At 62.7% G+C, this 13,508-nt stretch carries 14 protein-coding genes; 4 read left to right on the top strand and 10 right to left on the bottom strand.

All coding sequences use genetic code 11. From position 1 onward, the window contains the following. Positions 1 to 193: 193 nt before the first annotated feature. Entirely contained in the window at positions 194 to 1,408 is a 1,215-nt protein-coding gene (locus ACR9ZC_RS14705) for a XylR family transcriptional regulator (protein WP_481580863.1), read from the top strand. A gap of 60 nt (positions 1,409 to 1,468) precedes the next feature. After that, positions 1,469 to 2,539, top strand: a complete 1,071-nt coding sequence (locus tag ACR9ZC_RS14700; protein WP_481580862.1) for an aldose epimerase family protein — start codon at positions 1,469 to 1,471, stop codon at positions 2,537 to 2,539. A 28-nt stretch (positions 2,540 to 2,567) separates the two neighbouring features. On the opposite strand, the gene ACR9ZC_RS14695 is transcribed toward ACR9ZC_RS14700, so the two are convergent. The 10 genes from ACR9ZC_RS14695 to xopAU form a co-directional block, all read right to left on the bottom strand. Then, positions 2,568 to 3,287 (bottom strand): ferredoxin--NADP reductase, encoded by a 720-nt coding sequence (locus ACR9ZC_RS14695; RefSeq protein ID WP_481580861.1) that lies wholly within the window; start codon positions 3,285 to 3,287, stop codon positions 2,568 to 2,570. A gap of 104 nt (positions 3,288 to 3,391) precedes the next feature. Next, complete coding sequence (locus tag ACR9ZC_RS14690; RefSeq protein WP_481580860.1) at positions 3,392 to 3,724, bottom strand: non-heme iron oxygenase ferredoxin subunit; 333 nt, start codon at positions 3,722 to 3,724, stop codon at positions 3,392 to 3,394. After that, positions 3,724 to 4,083, bottom strand: coding sequence for an SUF system Fe-S cluster assembly protein (locus ACR9ZC_RS14685; protein ID WP_481580859.1), 360 nt, complete (start codon positions 4,081 to 4,083; stop codon positions 3,724 to 3,726). Before ACR9ZC_RS14685 ends, ACR9ZC_RS14690 begins: the two co-directional genes overlap by 1 nt. Positions 4,084 to 4,093: 10 nt before the next feature. Continuing rightward, positions 4,094 to 4,549 (bottom strand): Fe-S cluster assembly sulfur transfer protein SufU, encoded by a 456-nt coding sequence (sufU, locus tag ACR9ZC_RS14680; RefSeq protein ID WP_481580858.1) that lies wholly within the window; start codon positions 4,547 to 4,549, stop codon positions 4,094 to 4,096. Beyond that, positions 4,546 to 5,799 (bottom strand): SufS family cysteine desulfurase, encoded by a 1,254-nt coding sequence (locus tag ACR9ZC_RS14675; RefSeq protein ID WP_481580857.1) that lies wholly within the window; start codon positions 5,797 to 5,799, stop codon positions 4,546 to 4,548. Before ACR9ZC_RS14675 ends, sufU begins: the two co-directional genes overlap by 4 nt. After that, positions 5,796 to 7,121: a Fe-S cluster assembly protein SufD gene (gene sufD, locus ACR9ZC_RS14670; protein ID WP_481580856.1), complete on the bottom strand. Its 1,326-nt coding sequence runs from the start codon at positions 7,119 to 7,121 to the stop codon at positions 5,796 to 5,798. Before sufD ends, ACR9ZC_RS14675 begins: the two co-directional genes overlap by 4 nt. Continuing rightward, on the bottom strand, positions 7,118 to 7,891 hold the full coding sequence (sufC, locus tag ACR9ZC_RS14665) for a Fe-S cluster assembly ATPase SufC (RefSeq protein ID WP_481580855.1): 774 nt from the start codon (positions 7,889 to 7,891) through the stop codon (positions 7,118 to 7,120). The genes sufD and sufC overlap by 4 nt, the downstream gene beginning before the upstream one ends. Positions 7,892 to 7,915: 24 nt before the next feature. Continuing rightward, a complete protein-coding gene (sufB, locus tag ACR9ZC_RS14660; RefSeq protein WP_481580854.1) occupies positions 7,916 to 9,364 on the bottom strand; it encodes a Fe-S cluster assembly protein SufB in 1,449 nt (482 codons plus the stop codon). Positions 9,365 to 9,379: 15 nt separating this feature from the next. Next, positions 9,380 to 9,859, bottom strand: a complete 480-nt coding sequence (locus tag ACR9ZC_RS14655; protein ID WP_331566857.1) for an SUF system Fe-S cluster assembly regulator — start codon at positions 9,857 to 9,859, stop codon at positions 9,380 to 9,382. 202 nt (positions 9,860 to 10,061) lie between these two features. Beyond that, on the bottom strand, positions 10,062 to 11,912 hold the full coding sequence (xopAU, locus tag ACR9ZC_RS14650) for a XopAU family type III secretion system effector serine/threonine kinase (RefSeq protein ID WP_481580853.1): 1,851 nt from the start codon (positions 11,910 to 11,912) through the stop codon (positions 10,062 to 10,064). A 183-nt stretch (positions 11,913 to 12,095) separates the two neighbouring features. Here xopAU and xth point away from each other — a divergent pair, with 183 nt between their 5' ends. Together xth and ACR9ZC_RS14640 are read left to right on the top strand one after the other, a co-directional pair. Next, positions 12,096 to 12,872, top strand: a complete 777-nt coding sequence (gene xth / locus ACR9ZC_RS14645) for an exodeoxyribonuclease III (RefSeq protein WP_481580852.1) — start codon at positions 12,096 to 12,098, stop codon at positions 12,870 to 12,872. Between the two features lie 54 nt (positions 12,873 to 12,926). Then, a complete protein-coding gene (locus ACR9ZC_RS14640) occupies positions 12,927 to 13,505 on the top strand; it encodes a hypothetical protein (protein WP_481580851.1) in 579 nt (192 codons plus the stop codon). The last annotated feature ends 3 nt before the right edge of the window (positions 13,506 to 13,508 follow it).

Raw genomic sequence — 13,508 nt, 5'->3', positions numbered from 1 at the left:
ACGCCATACTGCCGCGCGGCCCGGGCCGCGACAATTACGAAATTGCGCATCCGCCATAACGTTTCTTGCGGGTGCCGGGCACACGTCTTACGCGTAACGGCTTTCGCGCCTAAAATCGCGGAGCAGCGAGACAAGAAACGATACCGGAGACGAGCATGCACGAGACACCGCGCCCCCGCGGGCGAACGCCGCGATGACGAAGCCGTCCGTGCCGCCCAAGGCGCACCGAATCGCCCTGCTCTTCAACGCCAACAAGGTCTACGATCGCGAGATCATCACCGGCGTCGGCAATTATTTGCTGTCCACGCGCATCGGGTGGAACGTCTTTCTCGAAGAGGATTTCCGCTGCAGGCTGACGGGCATCGAGCGCTTCGACGGCGACGGCATCATTGCGGATTTCGACGATCCGGCCGTCAGCGAAGCGCTCGAAGGCTCGCCGCTGCCCGTCGTGGCGGTGGGTTCGTCCTACGAGAACCCGTCGGACTATCCGTCCGATGTCCCATATATTGCGACGGACAACGTCAAGCTGGTCTCGCTCGCCTATACGCATCTGATTGGCGCGGGCTTGCAGCATTTCGCGCTGTACAGCCTGCCGCCCACGCCGAATCACCGCTGGGCCCATCAGCGTGAGCTCGCGTTCGCACGCCTGCGCCGCGCCGACGGCCGAACGCCCGAGGATATCGAAGGCGAAATCTATCGCGGTCTCAGCACGAGCGCGCCCACGTGGGACCAGGCGATCGAGCAGCTCACGGGCTGGCTGCACGCGCTGCCGAAGCCTGTTGGCATCATCGCCGTGACCGACGCACGAGCGCGGCACCTGCTCCAGGCGTGCCTGATGTCGGGTATTCCCGTACCCGAGGACGTCGCCATCATCGGCATCGACAACGATCCGCTCGCGCGCACGCTCACGCGCATTCCGCTGTCGTCGGTCATTCAAGGCACCGAAGAAATGGGGCGTACGGCCGCCCATCTGCTGCATCAAATGCTGCATGGGGCCCGCTTCGGGGCGCGCCGCATCCTCGTGCCGCCCGTCGGCATCAATGTGCTCGAATCGACGAAGCATCGCCCCATCGCCAGCCCGTATGTCGCGCGTGCCCGTCATTTCATCCGGCAATACGCCTGCCAGGGCATCCGCACCGAGCAGGTCGCGGATTACGTGGGCGTCTCGCGCTCGTCCCTCGAAGAGCATTTTCGCCGCGAGCTGAGCTGCACGATCCACCAGGAAATCCTGCGGCAGAAACTCGATGCCGCGAAAGCGCTGCTGGCGCGGCGCGACATGGCAACGGCGGAGGTCGCCATTCGCTGCGGGTTTACTTCGCTACAGTACATGCACGCAGTCTTTCGTCGCGAGCTCGGCTGCACGCCGCGCGAATTCCAGGAGCGCGCGAGCGCACCGGCGACGGGGTGAATTGGCGCCGCCCCTTTGCTCTTTTCCTCTCTTCACCGGCTCTTCACTTCACGATACGTCATGATCAACACCGCAATACCGTGTTCCGAACCGTGGGGCATGCTGCCCGGCTCGCAACCTGTGCGTCTGTTCACGCTGCGCAACGCCCAGGGCATGAAAGTCGCCATCAGCGACCTCGGCGCGACGCTCGTGTCGTGGCTCGCCCCCGATCGCGCGGGACGCCTGGGCGATGTCGTGCTCGGCCACGACACCCCCGCCGAATACCTTGCCTCCACGGCTTACATGGGTGCGACCGTCGGGCGATGGGCGAACCGCATCGCCGGCGCGCGGTTCGTGCTGAACGGCGTCGAGTACACGCTCGATCGCAACGAAGGACCGAATCTGCTACACGGTGGCAATGCCGGCTTTCATCGCGCGCTGTGGGACGCCGAGGAAGACGACGGCGGGCTCGTCATGCGACTTCACTCGGAGGAAGGCGAAGCGGGCTTTCCGGGGAACGTGGATGTCACGGTGCGCTACTCGCTCGACGACGACGGCGAGCTCAGCATCGAATACGGGGCCCGCAGCGACGCACCGACGCCGATCAACCTGACGAACCATGCGTACTTCAATCTGACGGGCGAACCGGGCACCGATATTCGCGGCCATGTCGTATCGCTCGAATCGGACCGCTTTTTCGAGGTCGATGGGGCGCTGATTCCATGCAGCGAGTCGCTCGTTGCCGGCAACGCATTCGATTTTCGACAAAGCGCGCCGATCGGTGCGCGGCTCGACTGGCCCCACGCGCAGCTGACGCTCGCGGGCGGCTTCGATCACTGCTACGTACTGCCCGGCACGGCGCTGGAAGGGCGGCCCGTGCGTGAGGTCGCGCGCGTGTACGACCCCACGAGCGGCCGCGAGCTGACGGTCTCGACCGATCAGCGCGGCTTGCAGTTTTATACGGGCAATTTCCTCGATGACGAGCCGGGGCGCAACGGCAGCCGGTACGCACGGCACGCCGGGTTTTGCCTCGAGGCCGGCGCCTTTCCGAACGAGATCAACCGGCTCGAACGCGATCATTTGATCGTGCGGCCCGACAAGCCGTATCGTCAGGTGACGAAGTACCGGCTCGCCGTGGCGGCGAACGCTTGAGGCCGGCCTGCGCGCTCGACGCGATCCATCAGTACCCGTAGAACTCTTCGCTGTGGATCGCGTCGTCGGAAATGCCGATGTCGCTCAGTGTCTGGTAGACATCGCTTACCATGGCCGGCGGCCCCGCCAGGTAATAAAGGGGCTCGTTGACATGGCCCATCACCTGCCGCAGCAACGCCTCGTCGATCCGGCCGATATGGCCGTTCCAATGGATATTCGATTTTCCGGGTTGGGTCATCGTCGCAACGAGCCGGAAGTTCGAATTGGCGCGCTCGAGCTGTGTCAGCTCGGAAATGAAGGGGGCATCCTCGGGGCGGCGGTTGCAATAGACGAGCATGAGGAGCTGCGGAGCTTGATCGTGAGCCGCCTGGCGGAGCATGCTCATGAACGGCGTGATGCCAATGCCGCCCGCGATGAGAACGGCCGAGCGCTTTGCATCCTTTTGCACGAGTGAACCGAACGGCCCGTCGAGCCGGACCTTGGCGCCCAGCGGCAACCGCTTCAATGCCTGCTTGAACGGGCTGTCGCGCATGCGTGTGGCGATCGCCAGCCCGTCCTCGGATGGCGCGGTCACGATCGAAAACGTGTGCCGCGCACCGCGCGCCGCCTCGATTTCGCTCTCGACGAGCACGAGATCCATCGCCTGGCCGGCCTTGAACTGGAACCCGTCCGGGCGTTCGAACCCAAACAGCATCGTGTCCATCGCCACGATATCGCGTACTTTCAGCGTCGTATCGTAAGTGCTCATGGGCGTGCCTCCGGCTCCGTAGCTTTCCCGCATCATCCTGCAATGCGAACGATCCGTCCAGTAGCCGGCTGCGGCGGCTCGAGCGGACTGAAACGCATCGTCCCCTAGTCCGCCTCGTCGTCCCAGCGTGAATCGCGCACCTGTACGATGCCCGAATCGATGCGTACGTCGAACGTCGGCACGTCTTCATAAGCCGGCGGACTCATCGCTTTGCCCGTCCGGATGCAAAAGCGCGCTCCATGACGAGGGCATACGACGACATCGCCCTGTACCTCGCCTCCCGTCAGCACGCCTCCATCATGGGTGCACTTGTCCTCGATCGCGTAGCAGGTGCCATCCACATTGAAGACCGCGATCTGCACCCCATCCACATCGGTCGTTTTCGACGAACCGGGCGGCAAATCTTCGACGGGTGCAACATCGATCCAGCCGGACATCAGAGCATCCCCAATTGCAGCCGTGCGGCCTCCGACATCCGATCCCGGTCCCACGGCGGATCCCAGACGAGCTCGACGGTCGCGTTGTTGACGCCGGCCACCGAAAGCACCGCATCCTCTACGATCGAGGGAAATGTCTGCGCCACCGGGCAGCCGGGCGCGGTCAACGTCATGCGAATCGCGATCCGCCCCGCGGCCTCGTCGACATCGAGCGCATAAATGAGACCGAGATCGTAGATGTTGACGGGAATCTCGGGATCGTAGACGGTCCTCAACGCCTCGACGACGCGCTCCTTGAGTTCACCCTCGCTCGACTGGTCGATCCGGTCGCTTCGTTTTAGCCAATCCATCGCAGTCATCGCATCGTCCTCATTCCGTCGATACCGTCTCGCCCGCATCGTTCAACGCAGCACGCAACGTGTGCCACGCCAGCGTCGCGCATTTGATGCGCGCAGGGAATTCACGCACGCCAGCCAGCGTCGCCAGCTTGCCCAGCGCTTCGCGCTCGTCGGCCGATGGCTCGCGTTGCTCGGTCACCATCGCGTGAAACCGTTCGAACAGCGCCTGCACTTGCATCTCGCTTTTGCCGACGAGCGCCTCCGTCATCATCGATGCCGATGCGGTCGCAATCGCACATCCCGAGCCTTCGAAGCGCACGGACTTCACGATGCCGTCCTCGACGAGCAGATAGAGCGAAATCCGATCGCCGCACAGCGGGTTATAGCCCACGGCCTTGTGATTGGCATCCGCCAGCGCCCCGCGGTTGCGCGGGTGCCGGTAGTGATCGAAAATCACCTCCTGGTAGAGCTCGCGCAGATCGCTCATCGGCCGAATACCTCCTGCACCTTCGCCAGCCCGCGCAGCAACGCGTCGACGTCGGCACGCGTGTTGTACAGCCCGAACGATGCCCTCACCGTCGCCGGCACCCCGAAGCGCTGCATGACGGGCATCGCGCAATGGTGCCCGGCTCGCACGGCAACACCCTCGTGATCGAGAATCGTGCCGACATCGTGCGCATGGACCTCGTCATGAACGAACGAGAGCACGCCGGCCTTCTCGCGCGCGGTACCGATCAGGCGTATATGCGGGAGCGCCCCGATGGCCTGCGTCGCATAAGCGAGCAGCGCCGCTTCGTGCGCCCCGATGGCATCGATGCCGATCGCATCGACATAATCGAGCGCTGCCGCGAGCCCGATCGCCCCAGCAATGTCCGGCGTGCCCGCTTCGAACTTCCATGGAATCGCGTTGTATTCGGTTTGCTCGAACGTGACGGAGCGAATCATGTCGCCCCCGCCCTGCCACGGCGGCATCGCCTCGAGATGGCGCGCCTTCGCATAGAGCACGCCGATACCGGTCGGGCCATATACCTTATGTCCGGAGAACGCGTAAAAATCGCAATCGAGCGCCTGCACATCGACGCGCAGATGTGCGATGGCCTGCGCGCCGTCGATCAGCACCGGCACCCCGCGCCGGTGCGCAAGCTCGATGAGTTGCTTCACCGGATTGATCGTCCCGAGCGCGTTCGAAACATGCGCGAACGCTGCGAGCCGCGTACGCTCGCCGAGCATGCGTTCGCAGGCGGCCATATCGAGCGTACCGCTGTCGTCGATCGGCACCACTTTGAGCTGGGCGCCCGTTTGGGCGCACACGAGTTGCCACGGCACGATGTTCGAGTGATGCTCCATCGCGCTCACGAGGATCTCGTCGCCGGGCTGCAGGCGAGGACGTACGCCACTTTGCGCAACGAGGTTGATCGCCTCGGTCGTGCCGCGCACGAAGACGATCTCCTCGGTGCGCGCCGCGTTGACGAAGCGCGCGATCCGCGCACGTGCGCCCTCGTACGCATCGGTCGCACGCTGCGAGAGTTCGTGCACGCCACGATGAACGTTCGCGTTCGAGTGCAGGTAGTAAGCCCGTTGCGCCTCGATGACCGAAGCCGGTTTTTGCGTCGTCGCCCCGTTATCGAGGTAGACGAGCGGCTTGCCATGCACGCGTTCGTCGAGAATCGGGAAATCGCTGCGCCACCGCGCATGGGCCGAGTCGTCGAAAAAAGCGAGCGGTTCGATGGGCTTCATGCGAGCTCCCGCTGTATCCGTTCGCCGTCGGGCATGCGTGCCAGCAGCATCTTCGCGAGCCGGCACCGCACGTTTTCGTCGCTGACGCGATCGACGATATCGCGCGCGAACGCCCAGATCAGCGTCGCGCGTGCTTGCGGCTCATCGATGCCGCGCGCGCGCAGATAAAAGAGTTGCGCCTCGTCGAGCTTGCCGACGGTGGCACCGTGCGTACACTTGACATCGTCCGCATAGATTTCGAGCTGCGGTTTGGTGTCGATCTCGGCGTCGCGTGACAGCAGCAGATTGCGGTTGGACTGGTGCGCGTCCGTCTTCTGCGCATCCTGATGCACGACGACGCGGCCGTTGAACACGCCGTGCGCCGCGCCGTCGAGCACACCGCGGTAGAACTCGCGGCTCGTGCAACGCGCGGACTCGTGATCGATGCAGGTGTGATGATCGACGTGTTGCCGCGCGAGCGCGAAGTAGAGCCCGTTGAGCGTGCAATCGGCGTCGGTGCCCATCAGACGTGTATCGATCTCAACCCTCGACAGGGCGGCACCGAGTGCGAACGAATGCGATACAACATGGCTTGCACGCTCCTGGTCCAGCGCGAGGCGGCCGATATGGTAGGCGCGGCGCGCGTCCTGCTGAATCCGGCAATGCTCGACGTCGGCCCCCTCCTTGACGACGATGCGCGTCACCGTGTTCGTCAGATAGCTGTCGTCGGCCACGCCGACGAACTGCTCGATGACGGTACAGCGTGTGCCGCGGCCCGCTATCACGACATTGAACGGATGGATGGCGAGGCCGGCTTCCTCGGCGACGAACAGCATCTGGATCGGCGCGTCGAGCCGGCAATCGGGCGGCAACACGAGCACATAACCATCGCTGAGGAAAGCGGTGTTCAACGCCTCGAAACCGTCGTGCGGTGTGTGATGGGCAAGGAGCGCCTCGAGCTGCTCGGGAATCTCCCGCAGCGCGCGCGTCAGGCTGCCGATGAATACGCCCTCTGGCAGACCGCTCGTTCGCGAGAGCCTTGGGGCATGCCGACCGTTGACGAACACGAGCCGATGCACCGACTTGTCCAGTATGAGATCGTCGACGATTGCCGATACGTCGACATCGCCGCGCGGCGACGCAAAATGCCATTCGCGCGCACCGATCGACGCAACGTTCGTATATTTCCAGTCTTCCTGCCGCGTAGTCGGAAACCGCAGCTTGTCGAACCGTTCGAACGCGCTGCGTCGTGCGCCGCGCAGCCAGGGCAGCTCCGCACCCGGCAGCGTCCTCGCGAGCGTGCGAAACGCGTGATGATAACGATCGACCGTTAAATCGCTCATAGCCGGCCCTCCTCGCCTCGACTGCCTGCTTCGTCGGCAAGCCAACCATACCCCTTGCGCTCGAGCTCGAGCGCCAATTCCCGCCCGCCCGACTTGACGATGCGCCCATGAGCCAGGACATGCACGTAGTCCGGCGCGACATAATCGAGCAGCCGTTGATAGTGCGTGACGAGCACAAATGCGCGTTCGGCGCTTCGCAGCGCATTCACGCCGCCCGCCACGATCTGCAGTGCATCGATATCGAGACCGGAATCGGTCTCGTCGAGAATCGCGAGACGCGGCTCGAGCACCGCCATCTGCAGAATCTCGTTGCGCTTTTTCTCGCCACCCGAGAAACCCTCGTTGACGGCCCGGTAAAGCAGGCCCTCGTCCATCCGCATCAGCGCCATTTTCGCTTTGACGAGTTGCAGGAAATCGATCGCGTCGAGTTCGGGCTCGCCGCGGTGCCTGCGCTGCGCGTTCAAAGCCGCTTTCATCAGATAGACGTTGCTGACGCCGGGAATTTCCACCGGGTACTGGAACGCCAGAAATATCCCTTCGCGCGCACGCTCTTCGGGCGCCAGCGCCAGCAGATCGCGCTCGGCGTAGCGGACCGATCCGCCCGTCACCGTGTAGCCGTCGCGGCCGGCGAGCACGTGTGCGAGCGTGCTCTTGCCCGAGCCGTTCGGACCCATGATGGCGTGCACCTCGCCCGCCCCGACATGCAGATCGATACCGCGCAAAATGGGCTTGCCGTTTACTTCGACATGGAGGTCATCGATATGGAGCATGGTTCTGGTTCCTGTTGCGCCGCTTCAACCGACGCTGCCTTCAAGGCTCACGCCGAGCAGCTTCTGCGCCTCGACCGCGAACTCCATCGGCAGCTCCTTGAATACTTCCTTGCAAAATCCGTTGACGATCATCGAAACCGCGTCTTCTTCGGACAGGCCGCGCTGCCGGCAATAGAAGAGCTGGTCCTCGCCGATACGGGAAGTCGAGGCTTCATGCTCGACGTGCGCGCTCGGATTCTTCACCTCGATATACGGGAACGTGTGCGCGCTGCAACGATCGCCGAGCAGCAATGAATCGCATTGCGTGTAATTGCGCGCCCCGTGCGCGTCGCGGCCGACTTTCACGAGACCGCGGTAGGCGTTCTTGCCATGCCCGGCCGAGATGCCCTTCGACACGATCGTGCTGCGCGTGTTGCGGCCCAGGTGGATCATCTTCGTGCCCGTATCGGCTTGCTGACGATGATTGGTCAGTGCGACCGAATAGAATTCGCCGACGGAATCGTCGCCGCGCAAGATCACGCTCGGGTATTTCCAGGTGATGGCCGAGCCCGTCTCCACCTGCGTCCACGAGATTTTCGCGCCGGCTTCGCGGCAATCCCCCCGCTTCGTGACGAAGTTGTAGATGCCCCCGCGCCCCTGAGCATCGCCCGGATACCAGTTTTGCACCGTCGAATAGCGAATTTGCGCGCCTTCCAGCGCCACGAGCTCGACCACCGCCGCGTGCAGCTGGTTCTCGTCGCGCATCGGCGCCGTGCAACCTTCGAGGTAGCTCACGTATGCCCCTTTGTCCGCGATGATGAGCGTGCGCTCGAATTGCCCCGTGTTGCGCGCATTGATGCGAAAGTAGGTCGAGAGCTCCATCGGGCAGCGTACGCCCGGCGGGATATAGCAGAACGATCCATCGCTGAACACCGCGGAGTTCAGTGCGGCATAGAAGTTGTCGGTATGCGGCACGACCGAGCCCAGATACTGGCGCACCAGATCGGGGTGCTCCCGAACCGCTTCGGAGAACGAACAAAACACGATGCCGAGCTTGCCGAGTTGCTCGCGAAACGTCGTTGCCACGGAGACGCTGTCGAACACGGCGTCCACCGCGACACCCGCCAGCAATTCGCGCTCCTCGAGCGGAACACCGAGCTTCTCGTAAGTGCGCAGCAACTCGGGATCGACTTCGTCGAGACTCTTCGGGCCATCCTTTTGTGCGAACGGCGCCGAATAGTAGGCAATGTCCTGATAATCGATCGGCGGGTGACGAACCGTGGCCCAGGCGGGCTCCGTCATCGTCAGCCAATGGCGATAGGCGGCAAGCCGCCATTCGAGCATGAATGCCGGTTCGTCCTTCTTCGCCGAGATGAGCCGGATCACGTCCTCGGACAGGCCGCGCGGCAGCGTATCGGCCAGCACGTCGCTCACGAATCCGTGGCGGTATTCGCGATTGATCAGACGATCGAGGCTGGATGGCGTTGAACTCATATGCGTTTCTCCCGGTCAGCTCCGGCGCGCGGCGGCGCGTACGAGCGGTACGGCTTCGCGTGCGCGAATCGCGCTGATGTCGACATCGCTGAGCACCGGCCCTGCCAAATCGGCCAGCGAGACCTGCCTCAGTGCTTCGAAGACGACACGATTGACCTTTTGCCAGTTCGCCCGCGCGCTACAGATCGATTCCTGCTGGCACACGCCCGGCGCCAGGCTGCATTCGGTCATGCCGAACGGCCCGTCGACGGCGGCGATGATGTCCGCGAGCGAGACGAGCGCGGCGGAGCGTTTCAACCGGTAGCCGCCGCTGACGCCGCGCAGCGAGGCCGTCAGCCCACCGCGCACGAGCATCTTCATGACCTTGGAGACCGTGGGCACGGGAATGCCGGTGACGCTGGCGAGGTTGCCGGCGCTTTGCACAGCCTCCGGCTCCCGGGCCATCGCGACGAGGATGACCGTGCCGTAATCGGCCAGCTTGCTCATACGCAGCATTGCATCGTTCTCCTAATCAGGACCGGAACAGTACTGATTCAGGCCCCACGATCCCAACCCAGGACGACGACGGTATCAGTGGGCGCCCGTATGCACTGGCGCACGTTCCGGACGCGCGCTGAAACCGACTGGAATCATTGTAGACCCGCCGCCAAAACCCTGTCGCAGTCAAGGTCGTCCGTCACTGCGCGGGCGAAGCGCATCACGCGTCGGCGTCGGCCCGCCCGGATTCAGTCGACGCAAGCCCCGCGCCACCCGATTGCAGTTGCTCGGCGCGATCCAACAGTTGCCGAACCGACGGGTCGCTCAGTTTTTTCAAGCGCTCCCCGATGTCTGCCTGACGGTTCCGCTGTTGATCGTCTTGCCACATTTCGTTCAACCCCACTACGAGGTCGTAGATGGCGTCTCTGGCCTGCATGTCTTCGATGTGGGGATAACACGCGGTAAACCTCGACGAGATCGACTGGCTGCGATGCCATCGCTCCATCTTTTCGTAAGATAGGTGCGTCTGGTCCCGAGGAGCCAGCCCCGCAAAAAATCGATGCCGCAGCAATTCGATCGACGAAGGCCTGCTTTCAGGCGGCTGCTGAATCATACGGCGAGTGACGTCGAGGATTTCGTCCCTGTCCGTCGATGGCAGATACTGCAGATCGTCGAAAAACGGGAAGTCGTCGACGGTCAAGCTCTCGGCGGAGAAGCCACTTATCCCGGTGGGCGTTGTGCCGCTTTTGACGAAATAGGCGAGCAACTGTCCGACACCGTAGATGTCGCTCTTGTGATCGGCGACCGACGTCGAGATATCGGTGTACCCAGGCGTGCCCGGCGGACGCCTTTGTCCTACCTCACGACCATTGCCCATATCGATCAGCTTGAACATCTTCTCATCCGCGTCATACATGACGTTGTTCGGAGAAATGTCCGAATGGGTCACCCCTTGCTGCTCGCATAGTGCAATCGCGATGAGGATATCGGCGATCGCCTGCTTCACGAGGTCCAGATAGTCTCGTTCGTCGATCACGACCGCTTCGAGCGCCGCTCGCGATTTTTTGACGACGCCTCCGATATTTTCGCCATTTATCTTTTCGCACAGAATTCCGAATTCATCGTCGATGCGAACCAGGTCGTAGACCTGCATGACGTGAGCGGTCTTCGTCAGCGCCGCCGTGATCTGAAATTCATCGATTATCTGCTGCTTTTTCCTCTGAATCGCCCCTTCCCTTGCCGCCGGGTCGTTCATTTCGTCGCCATGTAACGCCGCATACAGATCGACCGGCACGGGGTTCTCGGGATCCGGGCGGAGCAGTGCCTTGAAAACGAACTCTCGGCCAAGATTTTTGCCGTTCCTTATCAGATTTTCCGCAAGCGTCACCGCATAGGCAGTGCCAAACCTGCCCCTGCCGAGCGGCTCTTTGAGGGGCTGCGCAGCCCGCGTTCGCGGGGACTCAGCCAGCCTCACCTCGCGGAATCCCGAACTGGTTTGCGCGACGCCCGGCTTCATCGCGGCAATGGCCGAGGCCAAGGTCGATTTGATCGGCAGTTCATTGAGCCGTGCCACCAGGCTCGGACTCAGCGTATCGAAGAGCATTTGATCGCTGCTGCCCTGGCGCGAGTACTTGCGTGCCGCTCTGAGAAGTTGATCGGGCGTGGCGGTTCGCGACGGGTCTCCCGGCATACGTGGCTTGCCAGGACGCCGGGCCGCGTCCATGAACGACGCCCATTTTCTGTACGGCGACGACACGGGCCGCGCCGTTGAAGCAGCCCCTGGAGACAGGCCGGTGCGCGGGGATTTCGGACTGGGCAGGTCGGGGCGCCGCTGCCGTTTCACCGCCGCCGGCCCCGGCAGGTCATCGTCTTTCTCGAGCGGCCGCTTGAGATCGCTTCGATTCGATCGCGGCGACGATGCGCCCTCGTCGGCCGAGCGCGCCTTGAACTGCGCCAAAGCCGCATTCGACGACGGCGATCGCTGCCGCCGCGGCGACACCTCGGACGCGAGCGCTTCCGGATCCGCCGGCTCGATCGCAGCGATATCGAGTTGTCTGAGATTGATTTTCATGGGAGCCGCCGACCAAGACAGGGTATGCCGAAGCGCGATACGATCCGGAAAACGCACGCTGTCGCAGGCTAGCGAATCGAACCGGACTCGAGCGTTCCCGTCGCCGAAAATGACGCGCAGCGAACGAAACGACGAGCCCCAACCCGACCGGATAAAAACGTCTTAGCAAGGATGCGGAAAAACATGAAACTCGCCACGTGGAACGTGAATTCCCTCAAGGTGCGCCAGCAGCATGTCATCGATTGGCTCGAGCTCAGTCAAGCCGATGTGCTGTGCCTGCAGGAACTGAAAATGCCCGACGAAAAGTTCCCGCATGCCGAGCTTGCCGCAAAGGGCTATCGGAGCTGGTGCGCGGGGCAAAAGACCTATAACGGCGTCGGTATCCTCGTGCGGGATGGCGTCGAAGTCGACGAGACCGATATCGTGCGCAACATCCCGGGCTTTGCCGACGAACAGCAGCGCCTGATCGCCGCCACGGTGAATGGCCTGCGCATCGTCTCGGCATACTTTCCGAACGGCCAGGCTCCGGCCACCGAAAAATTCGCCTACAAGCTACGCTGGCTCGAAGCGCTCGCCGAATGGCTCCGCGGCGAAATGACACGCTACCCGTCGCTCGCGCTGCTGGGCGACTACAACATCGCGCCCGAAGACCGCGACGTGCATGACCCGAAAGCTTGGGAGGGGCAAAATCTGGTCTCGCCGGAAGAACGTGCGGCATTCGTCAAATTGACCGGTCTCGGACTGGTCGACGTTTTTCGCCGATTCGAACAGCCGGAGAAAACGTTCACCTGGTGGGATTACCGCATGCTCGCGTTCAGGCGGAATGCCGGCCTGCGGATCGATCACATCCTGTTATCGCCGCCGCTCGCCGAACGCTGCACCCATTGCGAAGTCGATAAAACGCCGCGCAAATGGGATCAACCGTCCGATCATGCGCCGGTGATCGCAAATATCGGCTGAACCGACGTTATTCTGAGCGCGCTTCTCACATCAACCCATAGGAAAAGCCGCTATATGAAGTTTGGAACAACCGCCGTCTTTGGATTGCTGCCTCTTTGCGTCGCCACGGTCGCTTGCGCGGCGCCCTCGATCGATTTCGTCAACCAGGAGGGCGCCGCGAGGACCTATCGATCCGTTCAATGCATCGCCACGCATAGCGGCGGACAAAGCACCACCACGCAAGGGCAGGAGCAAAGCGGCGCTTCGGTCATCACTTTGCAAAGCCTGCTTGCCGGCCCAAGCGGCCAATACAAGGTCCAATGTACGGCCGTGCACGCCGATAGCGGCGATCAGTACACCACGGAATTCGAGGCAGTCAAATTCGCCGAGGGAGACCTGGGGACGAAGGCCCCTGAATATGACGCCAATCGCTCCGGATACGGCACGAAGATTCCTGTCGCCCGAACGCTTACCGCTTGTTACGACAAAAACAACCGTGTGCTCGAGCAACCGTGCGTAGATGCGTATTACGGCACAAAACCGCACTATTTGAAATCATTGGCCGGTCTTGCCGATGTGCAATTCAAATACGATGAATATGCTTCCAACGTTGGCGTGTTTCTCGAAGCCAATCCGCGTTATGGCAATCGCTGAGAG

The organism is Trinickia sp. HAY1-2D, from assembly GCF_056754935.1.
This window is presented reverse-complemented; position numbering and strand designations above follow the sequence as displayed.

Excerpts from the sequence above, each read along its gene's own strand:
- xopAU (WP_481580853.1), bottom strand. The coding sequence starts at position 11,912 with ATGAAAATCAATCTCAGACAACTCGATATCGCTGCGATCGAGCCGGCG.
- ACR9ZC_RS14640 (WP_481580851.1), top strand. The coding sequence starts at position 12,927 with ATGAAGTTTGGAACAACCGCCGTCTTTGGATTGCTGCCTCTTTGCGTC.
- ACR9ZC_RS14700 (WP_481580862.1), top strand. The coding sequence starts at position 1,469 with ATGATCAACACCGCAATACCGTGTTCCGAACCGTGGGGCATGCTGCCC.
- ACR9ZC_RS14695 (WP_481580861.1), bottom strand. The coding sequence starts at position 3,287 with ATGAGCACTTACGATACGACGCTGAAAGTACGCGATATCGTGGCGATG.
- ACR9ZC_RS14655 (WP_331566857.1), bottom strand. The coding sequence starts at position 9,859 with ATGCTGCGTATGAGCAAGCTGGCCGATTACGGCACGGTCATCCTCGTC.
- sufD (WP_481580856.1), bottom strand. The coding sequence starts at position 7,121 with ATGAGCGATTTAACGGTCGATCGTTATCATCACGCGTTTCGCACGCTC.
- sufB (WP_481580854.1), bottom strand. The coding sequence starts at position 9,364 with ATGAGTTCAACGCCATCCAGCCTCGATCGTCTGATCAATCGCGAATAC.
- ACR9ZC_RS14705 (WP_481580863.1), top strand. The coding sequence starts at position 194 with ATGACGAAGCCGTCCGTGCCGCCCAAGGCGCACCGAATCGCCCTGCTC.
- ACR9ZC_RS14690 (WP_481580860.1), bottom strand. The coding sequence starts at position 3,724 with ATGTCCGGCTGGATCGATGTTGCACCCGTCGAAGATTTGCCGCCCGGT.
- xth (WP_481580852.1), top strand. The coding sequence starts at position 12,096 with ATGAAACTCGCCACGTGGAACGTGAATTCCCTCAAGGTGCGCCAGCAG.
- sufC (WP_481580855.1), bottom strand. The coding sequence starts at position 7,891 with ATGCTCCATATCGATGACCTCCATGTCGAAGTAAACGGCAAGCCCATT.
- ACR9ZC_RS14675 (WP_481580857.1), bottom strand. The coding sequence starts at position 5,799 with ATGAAGCCCATCGAACCGCTCGCTTTTTTCGACGACTCGGCCCATGCG.
- ACR9ZC_RS14685 (WP_481580859.1), bottom strand. The coding sequence starts at position 4,083 with ATGACTGCGATGGATTGGCTAAAACGAAGCGACCGGATCGACCAGTCG.
- sufU (WP_481580858.1), bottom strand. The coding sequence starts at position 4,549 with ATGAGCGATCTGCGCGAGCTCTACCAGGAGGTGATTTTCGATCACTAC.